Source organism: Salipiger sp. HF18 (assembly GCF_011806505.1).
In the GTDB taxonomy this organism is placed as follows: Bacteria; Pseudomonadota; Alphaproteobacteria; order Rhodobacterales; family Rhodobacteraceae; genus Salipiger; species Salipiger thiooxidans.
The window spans coordinates 1-16,674 of record NZ_JAATOS010000053.1 but is presented as its reverse complement, the minus strand read 5'-3'; the positions used below and the strand labels follow the sequence as shown (position 1 = coordinate 16,674).

Genomic DNA, 16,674 nt, shown 5'->3' with positions numbered 1-16,674 from the left:
CACCACGCGCGAGACCGTGGCCTCGGGCAGCGCAGCGCTGGGCGCCGAGCCGCTGAGGGTGGCCGCGGACGTCGATTGGGGCGAATACGAGCTGGTGGTCGAGCGCACGGGCGGCGCCTACGTGGCAAGCTCGGTGGGCTTTGAGGCTGGCTGGTACGCCCCTGCCGACGCGGTGGCCACGCCCGACACGCTGGAGCTCTCGCTCGACCGGCCGGACTATCGCCCCGGCGACACCGCGAAGCTGCGCATCGTGCCGCGCTACGCGGGCAAGGCGCTGGTGACCGTGCTCTCGGATCGGGTGATCGCGATGAAGGCGGTCGAGGTGCCCGAGGGCGAGACGGTCATCGACCTGCCCGTCACCGAGGAATGGGGCGCCGGCGCCTATGTCACCGCGCAGGTGATCCGGCCCATGGACGTGGCGGCGGGGCAGAACCCGGCGCGCAGCCTCGGCCTCGCACATGCCGGGATCGAGCCCGGCGCACGTTCGCTCGACGTCGCCATCGAGGCGCCGCGCCAGAGCGACCCGCGCGGCCCGCTGACCGCCGCCGTGACCGTGGCGGGCGTGGCCGAGGGCGATACCGCGCATGTGACGCTGGCCGCCGTCGACGTGGGCATCCTCAACCTCACCGGCTTCGACAGCCCCGACCCCTCGGGGCATTACTTCGGGCAGCGCCGGCTGGGGGTCGAGATCCGCGACATCTATGGCCGGCTCATCGACGGCATGACCGGAGCCATGGGGACGCTGCGCTCGGGCGGCGACGCGGATGCATCGCTGCGGTTGCAGTCGCCGCCACCGACCGAGAAGCTGGTCGCGTTTTTCTCGGGGCCGGTGACGGTGGGTCCGGACGGCCGCGCCGAGGTGCGCTTCGACATGCCCGAATTCAACGGCACCGTGCGGCTCATGGCCATCGCCTGGAGCGAGGGTGCCGTCGGCGAGGCCGAGGCCGAGGTGCTGGTGCGCGACCCGGTCGTGGTGACCGCCTCGCTGCCGCGCTTCCTCGCGCCCGGCAACGAGACCCGGCTGCTGCTCGAGTTCACCCACGCCAGCGGGCCCACGGGGTCCATGCCGCTCAAGGTGACGGCCGAGGGCGTCTACGTGCCGACCGGGCCTGCCGCGATCCTGCTCGAGCAGGGTGCCACGCAGCGCCTGTCGCTGCCGCTCACCGCCGCCGCGCCCGGCGATCACCAGATCCGCGTGACGCTCACCGCGCCCGGCGGCAAGACGCTGACCAAGCTGCTGACGGTCGGGGTGCGCGCCAACGATCCGTCTGTCGGCATCACAAGGCGCTTCACGCTCGACCCGGGCCAGACCTTCACACTCGACGGACAGGCGCTGGCCGGGTTGCGGCCCGACAGCGCCGAGGTGATCGTCTCGGCCGGGCCGCTGGCACGGTTCGACGCGCCGGGGCTGCTCGCCTCGCTCGACCGCTACCCCTACGGCTGCACCGAACAGGTGACCTCGCAGGCGCTGCCGCTGCTCTACCTGTCCTCCATCGCCGAGCCACTGGGGCTGGGCGGGGCCGAACGCTCGCGTCTGCGGGTGAAGCAGGCCATCGCCCGGGTGCTGACCCGGCAGGCCGCGAACGGTGCCTTCGGGCTCTGGAGCGCAGACTCCGGCGACTTCTGGCTCGACGCCTATGTCACCGACTTCCTGCTCCGGGCCGATACCGCGGGGATCGAGGTGCCGGCCCAGCCGCTCGCTTCGGCGCTGGCCAACCTCAAGAACCGCATCGCCTACGCGCCGGATTTCGACAATGGAGGTGAGGACATCGCCTATGCGCTCATGGTGCTGGCGCGGGCGGGGCAGGCGGCCATCGGCGACCTGCGCTACTACGCCGACGAACGCGCCGAGGCGCTGGCGACGCCGCTGGCGCAGGCGCAGCTCGGGGCGGCGCTGGCAAGCTACGGCGACCAGACCCGCGCCGACCGGCTCTTCGCCAAGGCTGCCGCCCGGCTCGCGGGGCAGCAGAACGAGGCACAGCTCTGGCGCGCCGACTACGGCACGCCTTTGCGCGATGCGGCGGGGGTGCTGTCGCTGGCGGTCGAGGCGCGCTCGCAGGCGGTCGACCGCGAGGCACTGGTGACCCGCATCGCAAGCGCCGACCGGCCGCTCTCGACGCAGGAACAGAGCTGGTCGCTGCTCGCGGCACATGCGCTGGTGCAGGACCCCGCTGCCTCGGGCATCGCGGTGGACGGAACCCCCGTGGCGGGCCCCTTCGTGCGGCGGATCGCGGGCGACGCGCTCGACCCCACGGCGATCACCAACACCGGCGCCGGCCCGGTGCCGATGACAGTGACCGCGCTCGGGGTGCCCGAGGGGGCAACCGAGGCGGGCGGCTACGGCTATGCCCTGACGCGCGAGTATTTCGCCATGGACGGCACGCCGATCACCGGCCCCGTCGCACAGGGCGACCGCATGGTCGCGGTGCTGACCGTGCGCCCGGCCGGGGACGGCGGCGCGCGGCTGATGGTCGACGACCCGCTGCCCGCCGGTTTCGAGATCGACAACCCGAACCTGATCCGCGCCGGCGACATCCGTGGGCTCGACTGGCTCGAACCGGCCGAGACCCGGCACGCCGAGTTCCGCAGCGACCGCTTCCTCGCGGCGGTCGACCAGCAGGGAAGCGCGCCGATCCGGCTAGCCTACATCGTGCGGGCGGTCTCGCCCGGGCGTTTCCACCACCCCGCGGCGCTCGTCGAGGACATGTACCGACCCGAGTTCCGCGCAACCACCGCCTCTGGAACCATGGACATCCAATGACCGAGACCATCGCAACGACCCGCTGGCGCGCGCTCGACCGGGACGGAGAGGACAAGTGCCGCCTTGCCCTTCTCAACGGGGGATACATGCTGGTCGGCCACGCGCGGTTCCGGGACGGCGCGGGCTGGGCAGCGCTCGACTACGTGGTGCGCATCGGTTCCGACTGGCGCACGCTGGGCGCCGACGTGACCGGCACCCACGCCGGCACCGAGCTTAAGCTGAAGCTCGTCTGCGAGGGCGGGGCATGGTCGCTGAATGGCGCCCCGCAGCCGCAGCTCGACGGGTGCGAGGACGTGGATTTCGCCTTCACCCCCGCCACCAACCTGATGCCGCTGCGGCGGATGCCCGATGTCGGCCGGCTCTCGACCCGCTCGGCCTGGCTGCGGCTGCCGGGACCGACCGTGTCGCCGCTCGACCAGAGCTACATCCGCGAGCGCGGCAACATCGTCTCCTACCACGCCGAGCAGAGCGCCTACGCCACCCAGCTCGTGGTGGACCAAAACGGCTTCGTGACGACCTACCCGGGCCTGTGGGAGACGGATGCGTAAGCTTTTCGCGCTTGTCGTCGTCCTTTGGGCGGCGGCTCTGGGCCGGGACGCGGCCGACGACTGGATCGACCGGACCGAGCTGCCGGTGATGGTCCGCGCCGCCTCGACAGAGATCCGCGACCGCGACGGCCAGCTCCTGCGCGCCTACACCGTGAGCGACGGGCGCTGGCGCATGGCGCTGTCGCTCGACCAGGTGGACCCGCTCTTCTTCGACATGCTGATCGCCTACGAGGACCGGCGCTTTCCCGACCACCCGGGCGTCGATGCCATCGCGACGGCGCGCGCGGTGTGGCAGGGGCTGCAGGCCGGGCGCATCGTCTCGGGGGCCTCGACGCTGACCATGCAGGTGGCGCGGCTGCTCGAAGAGGGCACCACCGGCGCCTGGTCGGGCAAGCTGCGGCAGGTACGGCTGGCGCTGGCGCTCGAGCGGCGGCTGTCGAAGCCGCAGATCCTGCAGCTCTACCTCGAACACGCACCCTATGGCGGCAACCTCGAGGGGCTGCGCGCCGCCACGCTGGCGTGGTTCGGCAAGGAGCCCTCGCGGCTCACGCCCGCCGAGGCGGCGCTTCTGGTGGCGCTGCCGCAGGCGCCCGAGGCGCGGCGGCCCGACCGCCACCCGCAGGCCGCCCGCGACGCCCGCGACCGGGTCTTGGCGCGGATGCAGCGGGCCGGGGTGATCGACGGCGACACCGCGCGTGCCGCCCTGCGCGATCCCTCTCCCGAGGGGCGGCACGACTTCCCGCTGATCGCGCCGCATCTGGCCGACCGCGCGCTGGCGCTGGGGCCGGGGCGGCACGACCTGACCATCGACCGCGGGTTGCAGCAAAGCCTCGAGCGGCTGGCGACGGACTACATGGCCGGGCGCGACCGGCGCCTGTCGATGGCGCTCATCGTCGCGGATCACCGCAACGGGGAGGTGCTCGCCAGCGTCGGCTCGCCCGCCTATTCCGAGACCCGCGGGCAGGGTTTCGTCGACATGACACGGGCCCTGCGCTCGCCCGGCTCGACGCTGAAGCCGCTGGTCTACGGGCTCGCCTTCGACCGCGGGCTGGCGCATCCCGAGACGCTGATCGCCGACACGCCGGTGCAGTTCGGCACCTACGCTCCGCGCAATTTCGACGGTCGGTTCCGCGGCGAACTGCGGGTCTCGCGGGCGTTGCAGCTGTCGCTCAACATCCCCGTGGTGCGGCTGACCGAGGCAATGGGCCCGGCGCACCTGATGGCCGCGCTCGAGACGGCGGGGCTGCACCCCGAGCTGCCGGGCGGCCAGCCGGGGCTGGCGGTGAGCCTCGGCGGGGTGGGGCTGACGCTCTGGGACATGGTGACGCTCTACGCCGGGCTCGCCAACGGCGGCGAGGCGCGCGACCTGCGCTGGCTGGCGGATGCGCCCGAGGCTGCCCCCGCCCGGCTGATGAGCGCCCGCTCCGCCTGGCAGGTGGGGCACATCCTCGCCGGGCTGCCGCCTCCGCCGCAGGCCGGACCGCCGGGGCGCGTGGCCTACAAGACCGGCACGTCCTACGGGCACCGCGACGCCTGGGCGCTGGGCTGGGACGGGCGCTACGTGGCGGGTGTCTGGATCGGGCGCCCGGACGGCACGCCGGTGCCGGGGGCCTTCGGCGGCGACATCGCGGCGCCCTTGCTCTTCGAGGCGCTGGGCCGCGCCCGCGTCACGCCCGAGCCCTTGCCCGCGCCGCCGCCCGACACGCTGCTGGTGAGCAACGCCATGCTGCCCGTACCGTTGCAGCGCTTCGGGCGGGACAGTGCGTCCGAACCGTCGCTGACCGTGACCTTTCCGCCCGACGGGGCGGCGCTGATCGCCGGGGACGAGGGCGTGCCGGTGAAGCTGCGGGGCGGGGTGGCACCCTTCACCCTGCTGGCCGACGGCGAGGTGGTGGCCACGCGGCTGCGCGGGGGCGAGCTGGTGGCGCCGGTCCGGGGGCCGGGCTTCACCACGCTGTCGGTCATCGACGCCACCGGGCAGTCGGGGCGGGTGTCGATCGAGCTGCGCTGACGGCGGCCGGGTCTGCCCCGCGCCCCGGTCAGGGGCGCAGGGTGGTGCGTTCGCAGGCCAGGGCGCCCGGGATCAGATCCGCTCGATGGCGAGCGCGATGCCCTGGCCGCCGCCGATGCACATGGTGATCAGCGCCTTGCGGCCGCCGATGCGCTCGAGCTCGTATAGCGCCTTGACGGTGAGGATCGCGCCGGTCGCGCCCACCGGGTGGCCAAGCGCGATGGCTCCGCCGTTGGGGTTCACCTTGACCGGGTCGAGACCCAGCTCGGCATTCACCGCCAGTGCCTGCGCGGCGAAGGCCTCGTTCGACTCGATCACGTCGAAGTCCGGGGCGCTCAGCCCGGTGCGGGCCAGCAGCGCCTTCACCGCGGGGATCGGGCCGACGCCCATCACCTCGGGGCGGACGCCGGCATGGGCGTAGCCGAGGATGCGCGCGCGCGGCGTGAGCCCGGCGTCACGGGCGGCCGAGGCGCGGGCCAGCACCAGCGCCGCAGCGCCGTCGTTGATGCCGCTGGCGTTGCCGGCGGTGACGCTGCCGTCCTTCTGGAACGCCGGGCGCAGCCCCGCGAGGGTCTCGGGCGTGGTCGGCTTGGGGTGCTCGTCGGTGTCGAAGCTGATCGTGCCCTTGCGCGAGGCGATTTCGACCGGGACGATCTGGTCGCGGAAACGGCCCTCGGCGATGGCCTTGGCGGCGCGGGCCTGGCTCTCGACGGCGAAGGCATCCTGAGCTTCGCGGCTGATGCCGTGCTCGGAGGCCACGTTCTCGGCGGTGACGCCCATGTGGCCGGTGCCGAACGGGCAGCTGAGCGCGCCAAGCATCATGTCGACGGTGCGGATGTCGCCCATCTTGCGGCCCCAGCGCTGGTCTTGGAGGATGTAGGGCGAGCGCGACATGCACTCGGCGCCGCCCGCCAGTGCGAAATCGGCATCTCCCAACATCAGCGACTGCGCCGCCGAGACGATGGCCTGCACGCCCGAGCCGCAGAGCCGGTTCACGTTCATCGCGGGCACGCTCTCGGGGGCGCCGGCCTGCATCGCGGCGACGCGGCTGAGATACATGTCGCGCGGCTCGGTGTTGATGATGTGGCCGAAGACCACGTGGCCGAGCTGTGCGCCCTCGACGCCCGAGCGTTCGAGCGCCGCCTTTGCGGCGGTGGTGGCAAGGTCGATGGGCGGCACGCCGGCCAATGCTCCGCCGAACGTGCCGATGGCGGTGCGCGCACCGCCGAGAATGACGATCTCTTCCGTCATGATGACGCCTCCCTTAATTGGTCGAGGCGCACTATGGTGGCAGCGGTCGCGGATGTCAGCCGCGACGCGCCGTCATTGGCGGAATTTGCCGTCCGGACCCCCGTCAGCGCGGGCAGGGGGCGGGGGGACCGCGCGAATGGCCGCGGCGCCTGGGCGGTGGACCGGTCAGCCGCAACGTTCGGAGTGGTGCGGAGATCGGGAGCGCCGCGTCCGGGTCGGGGCTGCGCTGCGGCACATGCAGGCCGGACGCCTTGCCATGAGGGGGGCTGGCGGCATCGCGCCAATCGTCGGTTCGCTGTCTCATGACAACAGCTTGGCCCGACTCGGCTTGCGGAACGGTAAACGCCCGCCTCAGCAGGTTGTGCCGAACGGAACGGCGAATGGCCTGACGCTGAAAAGCCCGACGCCGAGCGGCCGGGTGCCGAAGAGGCAACCGCAGAGCGACCGGATGTCCAACGCCCAGACGACGAGCCGCCCGTTGCCGATCTGTCAGCGACCGGACAGATCAGTCCGGAGTGCGCGCCACCGGCAGGCTCTCGTTCAGCACGCGGACCTCGCGCTGGGGGAAGGGGATCGAGATGTCGTTTTCCTTGAACGCGTCCCAGAGCGCCAGGTAGACGTTGCCGCGGATGTTGGTGAGCCCGCCCGTCGGGTCGCGGATCCAGAACCGCAGGATGTAATCCACAGAGCTGTCTCCGAAGCCCACGATGTGACAGACCGGCGGGCGATTGGCGAGCACCCGGTCCACCCCCAGCGCGGCCTCGACCGCGATCTTGCGCACGGCATGGGGATCGTCGCCGTAGGAGGTGCCGAAGGAGATGTCGAGCCTGACAAACTCGTTGGAATGCGACCAGTTCACCACCTGACCGGTGATCAGGTCCTCGTTCGGGATCAGGTATTCCTTGCCGTCGCGGGTGGTGATCGAGACATAGCGGGCGCCGAGCGCGTTGATCCAGCCAAAGGTGTCGCCAAGCGAGATCACGTCGCCGGGCTTGATCGACTTGTCGAGCAGGATGATCACGCCGCTCACGAGGTTCGAGACCACCTTCTGCAGGCCGAAGCCGAGACCGACGCCGATCGCGCCGGACAGCACCGCAAGGCCGGTCAGGTCGACGCCCACCAGCTTCAGCGCGAGGAAGAAGGCCGCACCGTAGAGCGCCACCTGCAGGAACTTCACCGAGAGCACCTGCATCGAGGGGCTCATGTTCTCGTTCTGACGGATGTTCGCGGCGGCGGCCGCCGCCAGGAAGCGCGCCGCGGCCACCAGCGCGATCAACAGCGCCGCGGCCTGCAGCATCAGCCAGATCGAGAGCCGCGTGCTGCCGATCTCGATGGCGAGCCCGTCGAGCACGGCCTGCGTCTCATCGGCGAGCCCGAGGATCGAGATCGTCACCCAGGCCCAGGCGGAGTAGCGCACCAGCAGCCGCAGCGTCGGGTTGCGGATCAGCCGGGTCGCGAGCGCGATCAACAGCCACGCGGTGCCGAGCTCGGCGATGATGGTCAGCAGGTAGGAGCGTGACGGCCATGTGAGCTGCTTCATGATGCCGATCACGTGCCAGATCAGGATCACGAAGAAGATCATCCGCAGCCGGCGCTGCAACACGATCAGGATGCGCAGGCGCCACGCGGGCCAGCCCTCGCGGGTGCGCATCCATTCCCGCATGTGGGGCGTCACCAGCTGCGCGAGGATATGGGCCACGACGAAGACCGCGAGCGCGATGCCGACCTGGTAGAAGTTCCAGGGCCTGAGGAAGATGCCCGCGTAGGTCTCGCCCTGCGACAGCAGCTGCAGCGCGATGGCGCGAAGGGCCTCGAACGGGGTCTGGTCGCCCGTGGCGTCAAGCGGGTTCATCGTGTGGCGGTCCTCCTTCCGAACCCAAGACTTGCATCGCGCCGGCGCTCGGGCAAGTCCCATGACAGCCCCGGGCCCGCTTGCGAGGCCGGGGCCGTGACGGGCCGGGGCCGTCGTTCCCCTTGATCGGAGAGGGGAGACCCTGTATCTCGCCTGTCATGACTCGGGTTCTCGACCTCGGCGACCGCGTGCGTTTGCGCGAACGGTTCTACGGCGCCACCTTTTCGGTGCTCGCGCGGCTATAAGCCTGTCACGCCCGCCCCGGCGCGGGACATCTGACCTGCGCCCAGCCTGCAAGACCATTCCAAATTCCGGAGAGGAACCCATGTCCGGCAAGACACTCTACGACAAGATCTGGGACGCCCATGTCGTCCAGCGGGACGAAGACGGCACCTGCCTGCTCTACATCGACCGTCACCTCGTGCACGAGGTGACCTCGCCGCAGGCCTTCGAAGGGCTGCGCATGACCGGTCGCACGGTCCGCGCCCCGCAGCGCACCATCGCCGTGCCCGACCACAACGTGCCGACCACGACCGACCGTGAGAACGGCATCGAGAACGAGGAAAGCCGCATCCAGGTCGAGGCGCTCGACAAGAACGCCCGCGAATTCGGCGTCAACTACTACCCGGTGAGCGATATCCGTCAGGGCATCGTGCACATCGTCGGCCCCGAACAGGGCTGGACGCTGCCCGGCATGACCGTGGTCTGCGGTGACAGCCACACCGCCACCCACGGTGCCTTTGGCGCGCTGGCCCACGGCATCGGCACCTCCGAGGTCGAGCACGTGCTCGCCACGCAGACGCTGATCCAGTCCAAGTCCAAGAACATGAAGGTCGAGATCACCGGCCAGCTGCGTCCTGGCGTCACCGCCAAGGACATCACGCTCTCGGTCATCGGCCACACCGGCACCGGCGGCGGCACCGGCTACGTCATCGAGTACTGCGGCGAGGCCATCCGGTCGCTGTCGATGGAAGGCCGGATGACGGTCTGCAACATGGCCATCGAGGGCGGCGCCCGCGCCGGCCTGATCGCGCCGGACGAGACCACCTTCGAATACGTCAAGGGCCGCCCGCACGCGCCGAAGGGCGCCCAGTTCGAGGCCGCGCTGGCGTGGTGGAAGACGCTCTACTCCGATGACGACGCGCATTGGGACAAGGTCGTCACCATCCGCGGCGAGGACATCGCGCCGGTCGTCACCTGGGGCACCTCGCCCGAGGACGTGCTGCCGATCTCGAGCACCGTGCCTGCGCCCGAGGACTTCACCGGCGGCAAGGTCGAGGCGGCCAAGCGCGCGCTTCAGTACATGGGCCTCGAAGCCGGGCAGAAGCTCACCGACATCAAGATCGACACGGTCTTCATCGGCTCCTGCACCAACGGCCGGATCGAGGACCTGCGCGCCGCGGCCGAGATTCTGAAGGGCAAGAAGATCAAGGACGGCATGCGTGCCATGGTCGTGCCCGGCTCGGGCCTCGTCCGTGCCCAGGCCGAGGAAGAGGGCCTCGCCCAGATCTTCATCGATGCCGGTTTCGAATGGCGGATGGCGGGCTGCTCCATGTGCCTTGCCATGAACCCCGACCAGCTGTCTCCGGGCGAGCGCTGCGCGGCCACCTCGAACCGCAACTTCGAGGGGCGTCAGGGCAAGGGCGGTCGTACCCACCTGATGTCGCCCGCGATGGCGGCGGCGGCGGCGATCACCGGCCACCTGACCGACGTGCGCGAACTGATGAGCGAGAAAGAAACCGCCTGATGACGCGCCTTGCCGTCCTCATGACCTGTCTCGCCTCGCCGGCGGCTCTTGCCGCCGCCGGGGCGCGGGAGGCATGGGACGTCGAGGGCACCCCCTACGCGGGCCCCTTCACCGCCGGGTGACGGGCGTCCTGACAATAGGACAAGACATATGGAAAAGTTCGAAAAACTGACGGGGATCGCGGCGCCCATGCCGCTGGTGAACATCGACACCGACATGATCATCCCCAAGCAGTTCCTGAAGACGATCAAGCGCTCGGGCCTCGGGGTCCATGCCTTCGACGAGATGCGCTATCTCGACGACGGTTCCGAGAACCCCGATTTCGTGCTCAACAAGCCGCAGTACCGGGACGCGCAGGTCATCGTGGCCGGCGACAACTTCGGCTGCGGCTCCTCGCGCGAGCACGCGCCGTGGGCGCTTGCGGATTTCGGCATCAAGGCGGTGATCTCCACCTCCTTCGCCGACATCTTCTACAACAACTGCTTCAAGAACGGCATGCTGCCGATCGTGATGCCGCAGGAGGTTGTCGACGTGCTGATGAAAGACGCCGACAAGGGCTCCAACGCCCGCATGACCGTGGATCTCGAGCGGCAGGTGGTCACCACCTCGGATGGCGAGGAATTCGCCTTCGAGGTCGACCCGTTCCGCAAGCACTGCCTGCTCGAGGGGCTCGATGACGTGGGTCTGACCATGGAGAAGGTCGGCGCCATCGACAGCTTCGAGGCCGAGGCCGCGCAAAGCCGTCCCTGGGTCTGATCCCGGGCAGGATGCACTCTGCGGGGCAGGGCGGTTCGTGGCCGCCCTGCCTTTCCGTTTTCCGGCGCAGGTGCGTGTGGCAGGGGTCCGGACGCCTCCGGCGGGAGTTTTTCTGGCAAGATGAAGAGGCGGACGTGGTCCTGCGGGGACGGACGTCGGGCATCTGTCCGGATTTTTCAGATGGTTTCACCTGTGCGGGCAGGGGTGCCTGACGGGGCGACCGGCACGCGCTGTGTCGGCGCGACCGCGCGTCGCGGCCCCGCCGTGATTCATAGGCCTGTTCAGGTTGTGCGGGAGAGGTCCATCTCCGGGATGTCGCCCTCGATGATGAGCTGCGCCTCGGTGTCGGCCTCGACCTCGGCGACGCTGATCCCCGGACCGGTCTCGAGCAGGTGAAGCCCGTCGTCGCGAGGCTGTATCACCGCCTTCTCGGTCACGATCAGATCGACCCGCCGTTGCGAGGTCACCGGCAGGTTGCATTCCTGCACGATCTTCGACTTGCCCTTCGTCGAGTGGATCATCGCCACGATCACCTTCCTGGCGCCGGTCACCAGATCCATGGCGCCGCCCATGCCGGGCACGAAGACGCCGGGGATCATCCAGTTCGCCAGATGCCCCTGTGCGTCCACCTGCAGCCCGCCCAGCACCGTCAGGTCGAGGTGGCCGCCGCGGATCAGCCCGAACGAAAACGCCGAGTCGATGATCGAGGCGCCGGGCACGGCGGAGGTGAAGCTGCCGCCGGCGTCGGTGAGGTGGCGGTCGGTCATGCCCTCGGGCGGACGGTGGCCGAGCCCGACCACGCCGTTCTCGGACTGGAAGAACACGCCCATGCTTTCGTCGAGGTGGTCCGAGACCAGCGTCGGAATGCCGATCCCGAGGTTCACCAGCATTTTCGGCCGGATCTCGAGCGACACCCGGCGGGCGATGATCTCCCTCGGATCCATGATCTGGATGTCTTTCATCACGCAGCCCTCTTGATCACATGGTCGACGAGCACGCCGGGGGTCTTGACCGCGTCCGGGGGGATCACCCCCACCGGCACGATCTCTTCCGGCTCGGCGATCACCACCTCGCCCGCCAGCGCCATGATCGGATTGAAGTTCGTCGCCGAGAGCATGTAGGTCAGGTTGCCCACGTAATCGCAGCTCCGTGCCGCGATCAGCGCGAAATCCGCGCGCAGCGGCGGCTCGAGCAGGTAGGTCTTGCCCTCGACCTCGACGGTCGGCTTGCCCTCGGCCACCAGCGTGCCGAGCCCGGTGGGGGTGAGCACGCCGCCAAGGCCCATGCCCGCGGCGCGGATGCGTTCGACCAGCGTGCCCTGCGGCACCAGCTCGACCTCGATCTCGCCCGCGTGCATCTTCTCCTGCAGCACCGGGTTCACGCCGATGTGGCTGCCGATGAACTTGCGCACGCAGCCGGCGGCCACCAGCGGGCCGACCCCGGTGTCCGGGCGTGCCGCGTCGTTGACGATCATGGTCAGGTCCTTCTTGCCGGCCGCGGCCAGCGCCCGGACCAGACCGTCCGGGGTTCCGACGCCCATGAAGCCCGAGAGCATCACGCGCGCGCCGTCGGGAATCATCGCGACGGCTTCTTCAGTTGTAATCGCCAGATGCATCTTCACGTCCCTCCTGATCGGCCCAGTATAGTCACGGCCCGTTCAACCCCTGTTTGACTCATTCGGCCCCGCGTTAGATCAAACCCCTCGAAATTCGGTCGAACAGGCGAAGACCCGCGACTTTTCAACACCTTGTGGCTCCCTGGAGCATCTGCGCAACGGCGGCGTAACAATGATGCAAAAAGGCACCGTTTCCTCCACGAAAGTATCGCATTCCGGGCGCCTAGCTGAAGAGTTCCTTGCTGAGCCCGGGGAATGTGGGCAGAAATTGGGCAAAAGTGAGATGCGCCGCGTCTGTTTGCGGGATCAGGTACAAGCGGGGCCCCGATACGGATCAGGGCCCGGCGCGACCGAAGGGGTTTGGGTGGTGTTCAAGCGTTTGGTGCAGGCCGGTGCGCGGGCCTTTCTCATCGCGTTCCTGATCGCGATGCCTGCGGTGTTCCTGCCGGGGGTGACCGCGGACGGATCCCAGATGATCGCGCTGCTGGCCCTGGTCGCGGCCTTCCTCCCCTTCGTCGAATATGTCGGGGACTACCCCTCGTTCATCGAGTTCCGAGACGCGCCGCCGTTCAACCGCCTGCGTTTCGTGGCGCTCTTCGTCACGGTGCTGGTGCTGGTGCTGATCTGGCGGCAGGACGTGCATCCGACGCGGCTCGGCGCGGCGCTGGCGGGGTTCGGTGCCGGTGTGGGACAGCTGCTCGATTTCCCCTATTCGCCGGTGCGGCTGATGGTGCTGGCGGCGGACAGGGACATGCGGCCAGAGCGGGTCGGGATGGTGCGCATCGGGGCGGGGCTGTCCTATCTCGTGTCGCTGATTGCCGTTCTTTCGTTTGTCGTGATCGTGCGGGTGCTGAACTGGCCGATCCGCAACGGAGCGTTCAATTTCTGGGTGAACCTGCCGCTCTTCGACCCGACCGCCGGTGCGGATATCCTCTATCGCCTGCGTCGGGACGCCCACGTTAACGTCGCCTTAGGGTTTCTTCTGCCATTCGTTATTCCGGCGGTGATGGAGCTGGCGTCCGAGATGATCGACCCGCTGTCGCTGGCCAATGCACAGACGATGATCTGGACGATGAGCGCATGGGCCTTTCTTCCCGCAAGCCTGATCATGCGCGGCGTGGCGCTGGGGCGGATCGCCGGCCTGATCGAGGAAAAGCGTCGCCGCGCCCACGCGCAGGCGGATCTGCAGGCGGCCTGATCGTCTCGCTGCTCCTTGCCGGGGCGCTGCATGCCGACCCCCTGAGCCTTGCCACCTGGAACGCGGACCTGTCGCGCGACGGTCCCGGCCTGCTGCTGCGCGACATTGGCGACGGAGAGCTTGCGGCGGTGATGACTGAGATCGCCGAGGTCGCGCCCGACGTGCTGCTGCTGACGGATGTGGACTACGATCACGGCAGTGTCGCGCTTGGGGCACTGGCCGACGCGCTGGAGGCCGCGGGGGCGCGCTATCCGCACCGGTTCGCGCGGCGGCCGAACGCGGGAACGCCGACGGGGCTGGATCTCGACGGGGACGGGCTGCTCGGCGGGCCGCGCGATGCGCAGGGGTATGGCGAGTTCTCGGGGCAGGGCGGCATGGCGGTTCTGTCGACGCGCCCGCTGTCGCTGGTGGCGGCGTTCACCGACCTGCTCTGGAGCGACCTGCCAGGAAACCTGCGGCAGGCGGAGGACCCGGCGCCAAAGGTGCAGCGGCTGTCCTCCTCGGCGCATTGGGTGCTGTCGCTCGACACCGGGAGCACGCCGCTGGCGTTGCTGGCATGGGCTGCGACCCCGCCGGTCTTCGACGGGCCCGAGGACCGCAACGGGCGCCGCAACCACGATGAGCTGGGGCTCTGGATGCAGTGCCTCGACGGCGGGCTCGGTTGTGCGTTGCCCGGTGCTCCGGTGTTGATCGGCAATGCCAACGTCGACCCGGTGCGGGGCGACGGCCGCCACGAGGCCATCGCGCAGGTGCTCGCGGACCCGCGGGTGCAGGATCCGCTGCCCGATGCGCCGACGGTGGTCTGGGACGGCCCGGGCCCGATGCGGGTGAGCTACATCCTCCCCGCCGCCGGGCTCGAGGTCATCGGGGCCGAGGTCAGGCCGCCCGTCGAGGGGCAGCGGCATCGGCTGGTGTCCGTGACCCTGTCCCTGCCGTGAGATGCGCGGTGGCGCGGCGCAGCGCCTCGTCGACCGGGGTGGGGCGGAACTCCGGCAGCAGCGTCGCCAGCGGCGCCGGGTCGAGCCGGTGCGGCATGTCCCAGAGATAGCGCATCTCGAGCAGCCCTCCGGCGGTGCCGCAGACCGGCTGGGCAAGCTGCAGCATCCACCAGCGCAGCGGTCGGATCGCGATGTCGCGCCCGACGATGCGGCCGAGTTGCGCCGCCATCTCCTGACCGGAGAGCGTGAAGCCGGGGAAGGGGATGTCGGCGAAGCGCGGCAGTTCGGTGCGGCAGTCGGCCAGCATCCGCGCCGCTTCTGCGAGGTCGGGCAGCCAGGCCCAGGCGTGTGGGATCATCGGGTTGCCCGGCCAGGTCAGAGTGCCCTTCCGAAGGTCGGGGACCATCACCTTGTCGAACCAGTTGCCCGACGGCTGGTCGTCGAGGAAATCGCCCGCCCGCAGCAGGATCACCGGCAGGCCGGAGTCGCGCAGGCGCTCTTCCATCTCGATCCGCACCCGCCCGAGCCGGTTGCGGGCGCGGTGCGGCGTGTCGGTGCCGAGAAGCTCGGGCGCGCCCTCGCCAAAGACGTAGACGTTGGCCGGCTGAAGGATGGATGCGCCCGAACTGCGCGCGGCGTCGATGAGCCGGTCGGTGAGCGCCGGCATCTCGGCCTCCCAGCGCTGGTAGGACACGTGCCAGCCGTTGACGATCACGTCGGCGCCCTCGGCGGCAGCGCGCAGGCTGGCGCCACGACGGTAGAGCGCGACTTTCCAGCCGGCGTTCCAGAAGGCCTGCGCCACGTGGCCGCCGAAGCGTCCGTGGCCGCCCAGAATGAGTACCGTGCCCGTCATGTCACCCTCCGTCGCTGTTTCGATCAACTCTCTCGACTGGTCGCTGGTGCAGACCTTCCTCGCGGTGGCCGAGCATGGCTCGCTCTCGGCCGCTGCGACGCGTCTCGGCACCAGCCAGCCCACTGTCGGCCGGCAGGTGCGCGGGATCGAGCGGCAGCTCGGGGTCGAGCTGTTCCGGCGCCAGCCGCGCGGGCTCGACCTCACCGAGACCGGTGCCGCGCTCCTGCCCCATGCGCAGGCAATGCGCGACAGCCTGCAGTCGCTGCGGCTGGCGGCGGAGGGTCGCTCCGAGCGGCTGGCGGGCACGGTGCGGATCGCCGCGAGCGTGATGTCCGCCCACTACCACCTGCCGCCGATCATCGCCCGTATCCGGACGCTCGAGCCCGAGATTGCCATCGACCTCGTGCCGACAGACCAGACCGAGAACCAGCACTACCGCGAGGCCGACATTGCCGTCCGCATGTACCGCCCCGAGCAGCTCGACCTCGTGTTGCGCCACCTCGGCGATCTCGAGATGGGCGTCTATGCCGCCCGGGACTACCTCGATCGCCGGGGGCGCCCGGACACGCTCTGGCAGAGCGATCTGGTGGGGCTCGACCGCCGGGACATGATGCTCCGCGCCATGCGCGGCATGGGGCTGCCGGCGACCCGCGACTGGTTCAGCACCCGCTGCGACGACTTCGTGACCGGCTACGAGCTGGTGGCCTCGGGCTGCGGCATCGGGGTGCTGCAATGCAACATCGCCGACCGCGATCCGCGGCTCGAGCGACTGTTTCCCGGGCTGCGGCTGCCGGGGCTTCCGGTCTATCTAACGGTGCACGAAGCGATGCGGCGCACGCCGCGCATCGCGCGGGTCCGGGAGCTTCTGGAAGACGGGTTATCACCGTTGTTTTCTTGACCATTCCGGCCCCAAGGGATACCCGATGCGGGACATTCCGAGGAGAGGATATTCCCATGAGCAACCCTTCGCTTCTGATCCTGCCGGGCGACGGCATCGGCCCCGAAGTCATGGCCGAGGTGCGGCGGATCATCGACTGGTATGGCGACAAGCGCGGCCTCACCTTCGATGTGAGCGAGGATCTCGTGGGCGGCGCCGCCTACGACAAGCACGGCACGCCGCTGCATGACGACACCATGGCCAAGG

At 69.9% G+C, this 16,674-nt stretch carries 15 protein-coding genes; 10 read left to right on the top strand and 5 right to left on the bottom strand.

Going from position 1 to position 16,674, the window contains the following annotated elements; all coding sequences use genetic code 11:
• The 3 genes from HC022_RS07795 to pbpC form a co-directional block, all read left to right on the top strand.
• Positions 1-2,761, top strand: a 2,761-nt coding sequence (locus HC022_RS07795) for an alpha-2-macroglobulin (RefSeq protein WP_167452033.1), incomplete at its 5' end; no start/stop codon positions are given.
• On the top strand, positions 2,758-3,309 hold the full coding sequence (locus HC022_RS07790) for a putative glycolipid-binding domain-containing protein (RefSeq protein WP_167452032.1): 552 nt from the start codon (positions 2,758-2,760) through the stop codon (positions 3,307-3,309). The genes HC022_RS07795 and HC022_RS07790, both read left to right, overlap by 4 nt.
• Positions 3,302-5,320 (top strand): penicillin-binding protein 1C, encoded by a 2,019-nt coding sequence (gene pbpC, locus HC022_RS07785; RefSeq protein ID WP_167452031.1) that lies wholly within the window; start codon positions 3,302-3,304, stop codon positions 5,318-5,320. Before HC022_RS07790 ends, pbpC begins: the two co-directional genes overlap by 8 nt.
• 72 nt (positions 5,321-5,392) lie before the next feature.
• On the opposite strand, the gene HC022_RS07780 is transcribed toward pbpC, so the two are convergent.
• Positions 5,393-6,571, bottom strand: coding sequence for an acetyl-CoA C-acyltransferase family protein (locus HC022_RS07780; RefSeq protein ID WP_167452030.1), 1,179 nt, complete (start codon positions 6,569-6,571; stop codon positions 5,393-5,395).
• Between the two features lie 505 nt (positions 6,572-7,076).
• On the bottom strand, positions 7,077-8,423 hold the full coding sequence (locus HC022_RS07775) for a mechanosensitive ion channel family protein (RefSeq protein WP_008884344.1): 1,347 nt from the start codon (positions 8,421-8,423) through the stop codon (positions 7,077-7,079).
• A gap of 325 nt (positions 8,424-8,748) precedes the next feature.
• Here HC022_RS07775 and leuC point away from each other — a divergent pair, with 325 nt between their 5' ends.
• From leuC to leuD, 3 genes are read left to right on the top strand one after another with little or no spacing between them, the layout of a single operon-like run.
• Positions 8,749-10,170, top strand: a complete 1,422-nt coding sequence (leuC, locus tag HC022_RS07770; protein WP_008884043.1) for a 3-isopropylmalate dehydratase large subunit — start codon at positions 8,749-8,751, stop codon at positions 10,168-10,170.
• A complete protein-coding gene (locus tag HC022_RS29630) occupies positions 10,170-10,292 on the top strand; it encodes a hypothetical protein (protein WP_303049055.1) in 123 nt (40 codons plus the stop codon). The genes leuC and HC022_RS29630 overlap by 1 nt, the downstream gene beginning before the upstream one ends.
• 28 nt (positions 10,293-10,320) lie before the next feature.
• Entirely contained in the window at positions 10,321-10,926 is a 606-nt protein-coding gene (leuD, locus tag HC022_RS07765; protein ID WP_008884782.1) for a 3-isopropylmalate dehydratase small subunit, read from the top strand.
• 281 nt (positions 10,927-11,207) lie between these two features.
• Here leuD and HC022_RS07760 read toward each other — a convergent pair whose 3' ends face one another.
• Both HC022_RS07760 and HC022_RS07755 read right to left on the bottom strand, forming a co-directional pair.
• Entirely contained in the window at positions 11,208-11,888 is a 681-nt protein-coding gene (locus tag HC022_RS07760; RefSeq protein WP_083791766.1) for a 3-oxoacid CoA-transferase subunit B, read from the bottom strand.
• On the bottom strand, positions 11,888-12,541 hold the full coding sequence (locus HC022_RS07755; protein ID WP_167452035.1) for a CoA transferase subunit A: 654 nt from the start codon (positions 12,539-12,541) through the stop codon (positions 11,888-11,890). The genes HC022_RS07760 and HC022_RS07755 overlap by 1 nt, the downstream gene beginning before the upstream one ends.
• A 172-nt stretch (positions 12,542-12,713) precedes the next feature.
• On the opposite strand from HC022_RS07755, the gene HC022_RS07750 reads away from it, so the two are divergent.
• Both HC022_RS07750 and HC022_RS07745 read left to right on the top strand, forming a co-directional pair.
• Positions 12,714-13,739, top strand: coding sequence for a hypothetical protein (locus HC022_RS07750; protein ID WP_368484628.1), 1,026 nt, complete (start codon positions 12,714-12,716; stop codon positions 13,737-13,739).
• Entirely contained in the window at positions 13,736-14,677 is a 942-nt protein-coding gene (locus HC022_RS07745; protein WP_368484629.1) for an endonuclease/exonuclease/phosphatase family protein, read from the top strand. Before HC022_RS07750 ends, HC022_RS07745 begins: the two co-directional genes overlap by 4 nt.
• Here HC022_RS07745 and HC022_RS07740 read toward each other — a convergent pair.
• Positions 14,616-15,530: an epimerase gene (locus HC022_RS07740; protein WP_167452028.1), complete on the bottom strand. Its 915-nt coding sequence runs from the start codon at positions 15,528-15,530 to the stop codon at positions 14,616-14,618. The genes HC022_RS07745 and HC022_RS07740 overlap by 62 nt on opposite strands.
• Between HC022_RS07740 and HC022_RS07735 the strand changes: the two genes are divergently transcribed.
• Both HC022_RS07735 and HC022_RS07730 read left to right on the top strand, forming a co-directional pair.
• A complete protein-coding gene (locus tag HC022_RS07735) occupies positions 15,529-16,428 on the top strand; it encodes a LysR family transcriptional regulator (RefSeq protein WP_167452027.1) in 900 nt (299 codons plus the stop codon). The two genes, HC022_RS07740 and HC022_RS07735, sit on opposite strands and share 2 nt — an antisense overlap.
• Before the next feature lie 56 nt (positions 16,429-16,484).
• Positions 16,485-16,674, top strand: a 190-nt coding sequence (locus HC022_RS07730) for an isocitrate/isopropylmalate family dehydrogenase (RefSeq protein ID WP_254884989.1), incomplete at its 3' end; no start/stop codon positions are given.

Coding starts and splice junctions, on each gene's coding strand:
- HC022_RS07790 (WP_167452032.1), top strand. CDS start 2,758: ATGACCGAGACCATCGCAACGACCCGCTGGCGCGCGCTCGACCGGGAC.
- pbpC (WP_167452031.1), top strand. CDS start 3,302: ATGCGTAAGCTTTTCGCGCTTGTCGTCGTCCTTTGGGCGGCGGCTCTG.
- HC022_RS07780 (WP_167452030.1), bottom strand. CDS start 6,571: ATGACGGAAGAGATCGTCATTCTCGGCGGTGCGCGCACCGCCATCGGC.
- HC022_RS07775 (WP_008884344.1), bottom strand. CDS start 8,423: ATGAACCCGCTTGACGCCACGGGCGACCAGACCCCGTTCGAGGCCCTT.
- leuC (WP_008884043.1), top strand. CDS start 8,749: ATGTCCGGCAAGACACTCTACGACAAGATCTGGGACGCCCATGTCGTC.
- HC022_RS29630 (WP_303049055.1), top strand. CDS start 10,170: ATGACGCGCCTTGCCGTCCTCATGACCTGTCTCGCCTCGCCGGCGGCT.
- leuD (WP_008884782.1), top strand. CDS start 10,321: ATGGAAAAGTTCGAAAAACTGACGGGGATCGCGGCGCCCATGCCGCTG.
- HC022_RS07760 (WP_083791766.1), bottom strand. CDS start 11,888: ATGAAAGACATCCAGATCATGGATCCGAGGGAGATCATCGCCCGCCGG.
- HC022_RS07755 (WP_167452035.1), bottom strand. CDS start 12,541: ATGCATCTGGCGATTACAACTGAAGAAGCCGTCGCGATGATTCCCGAC.
- HC022_RS07750 (WP_368484628.1), top strand. CDS start 12,714: ATGATGCAAAAAGGCACCGTTTCCTCCACGAAAGTATCGCATTCCGGG.
- HC022_RS07735 (WP_167452027.1), top strand. CDS start 15,529: ATGTCACCCTCCGTCGCTGTTTCGATCAACTCTCTCGACTGGTCGCTG.
- HC022_RS07740 (WP_167452028.1), bottom strand. CDS start 15,530: ATGACGGGCACGGTACTCATTCTGGGCGGCCACGGACGCTTCGGCGGC.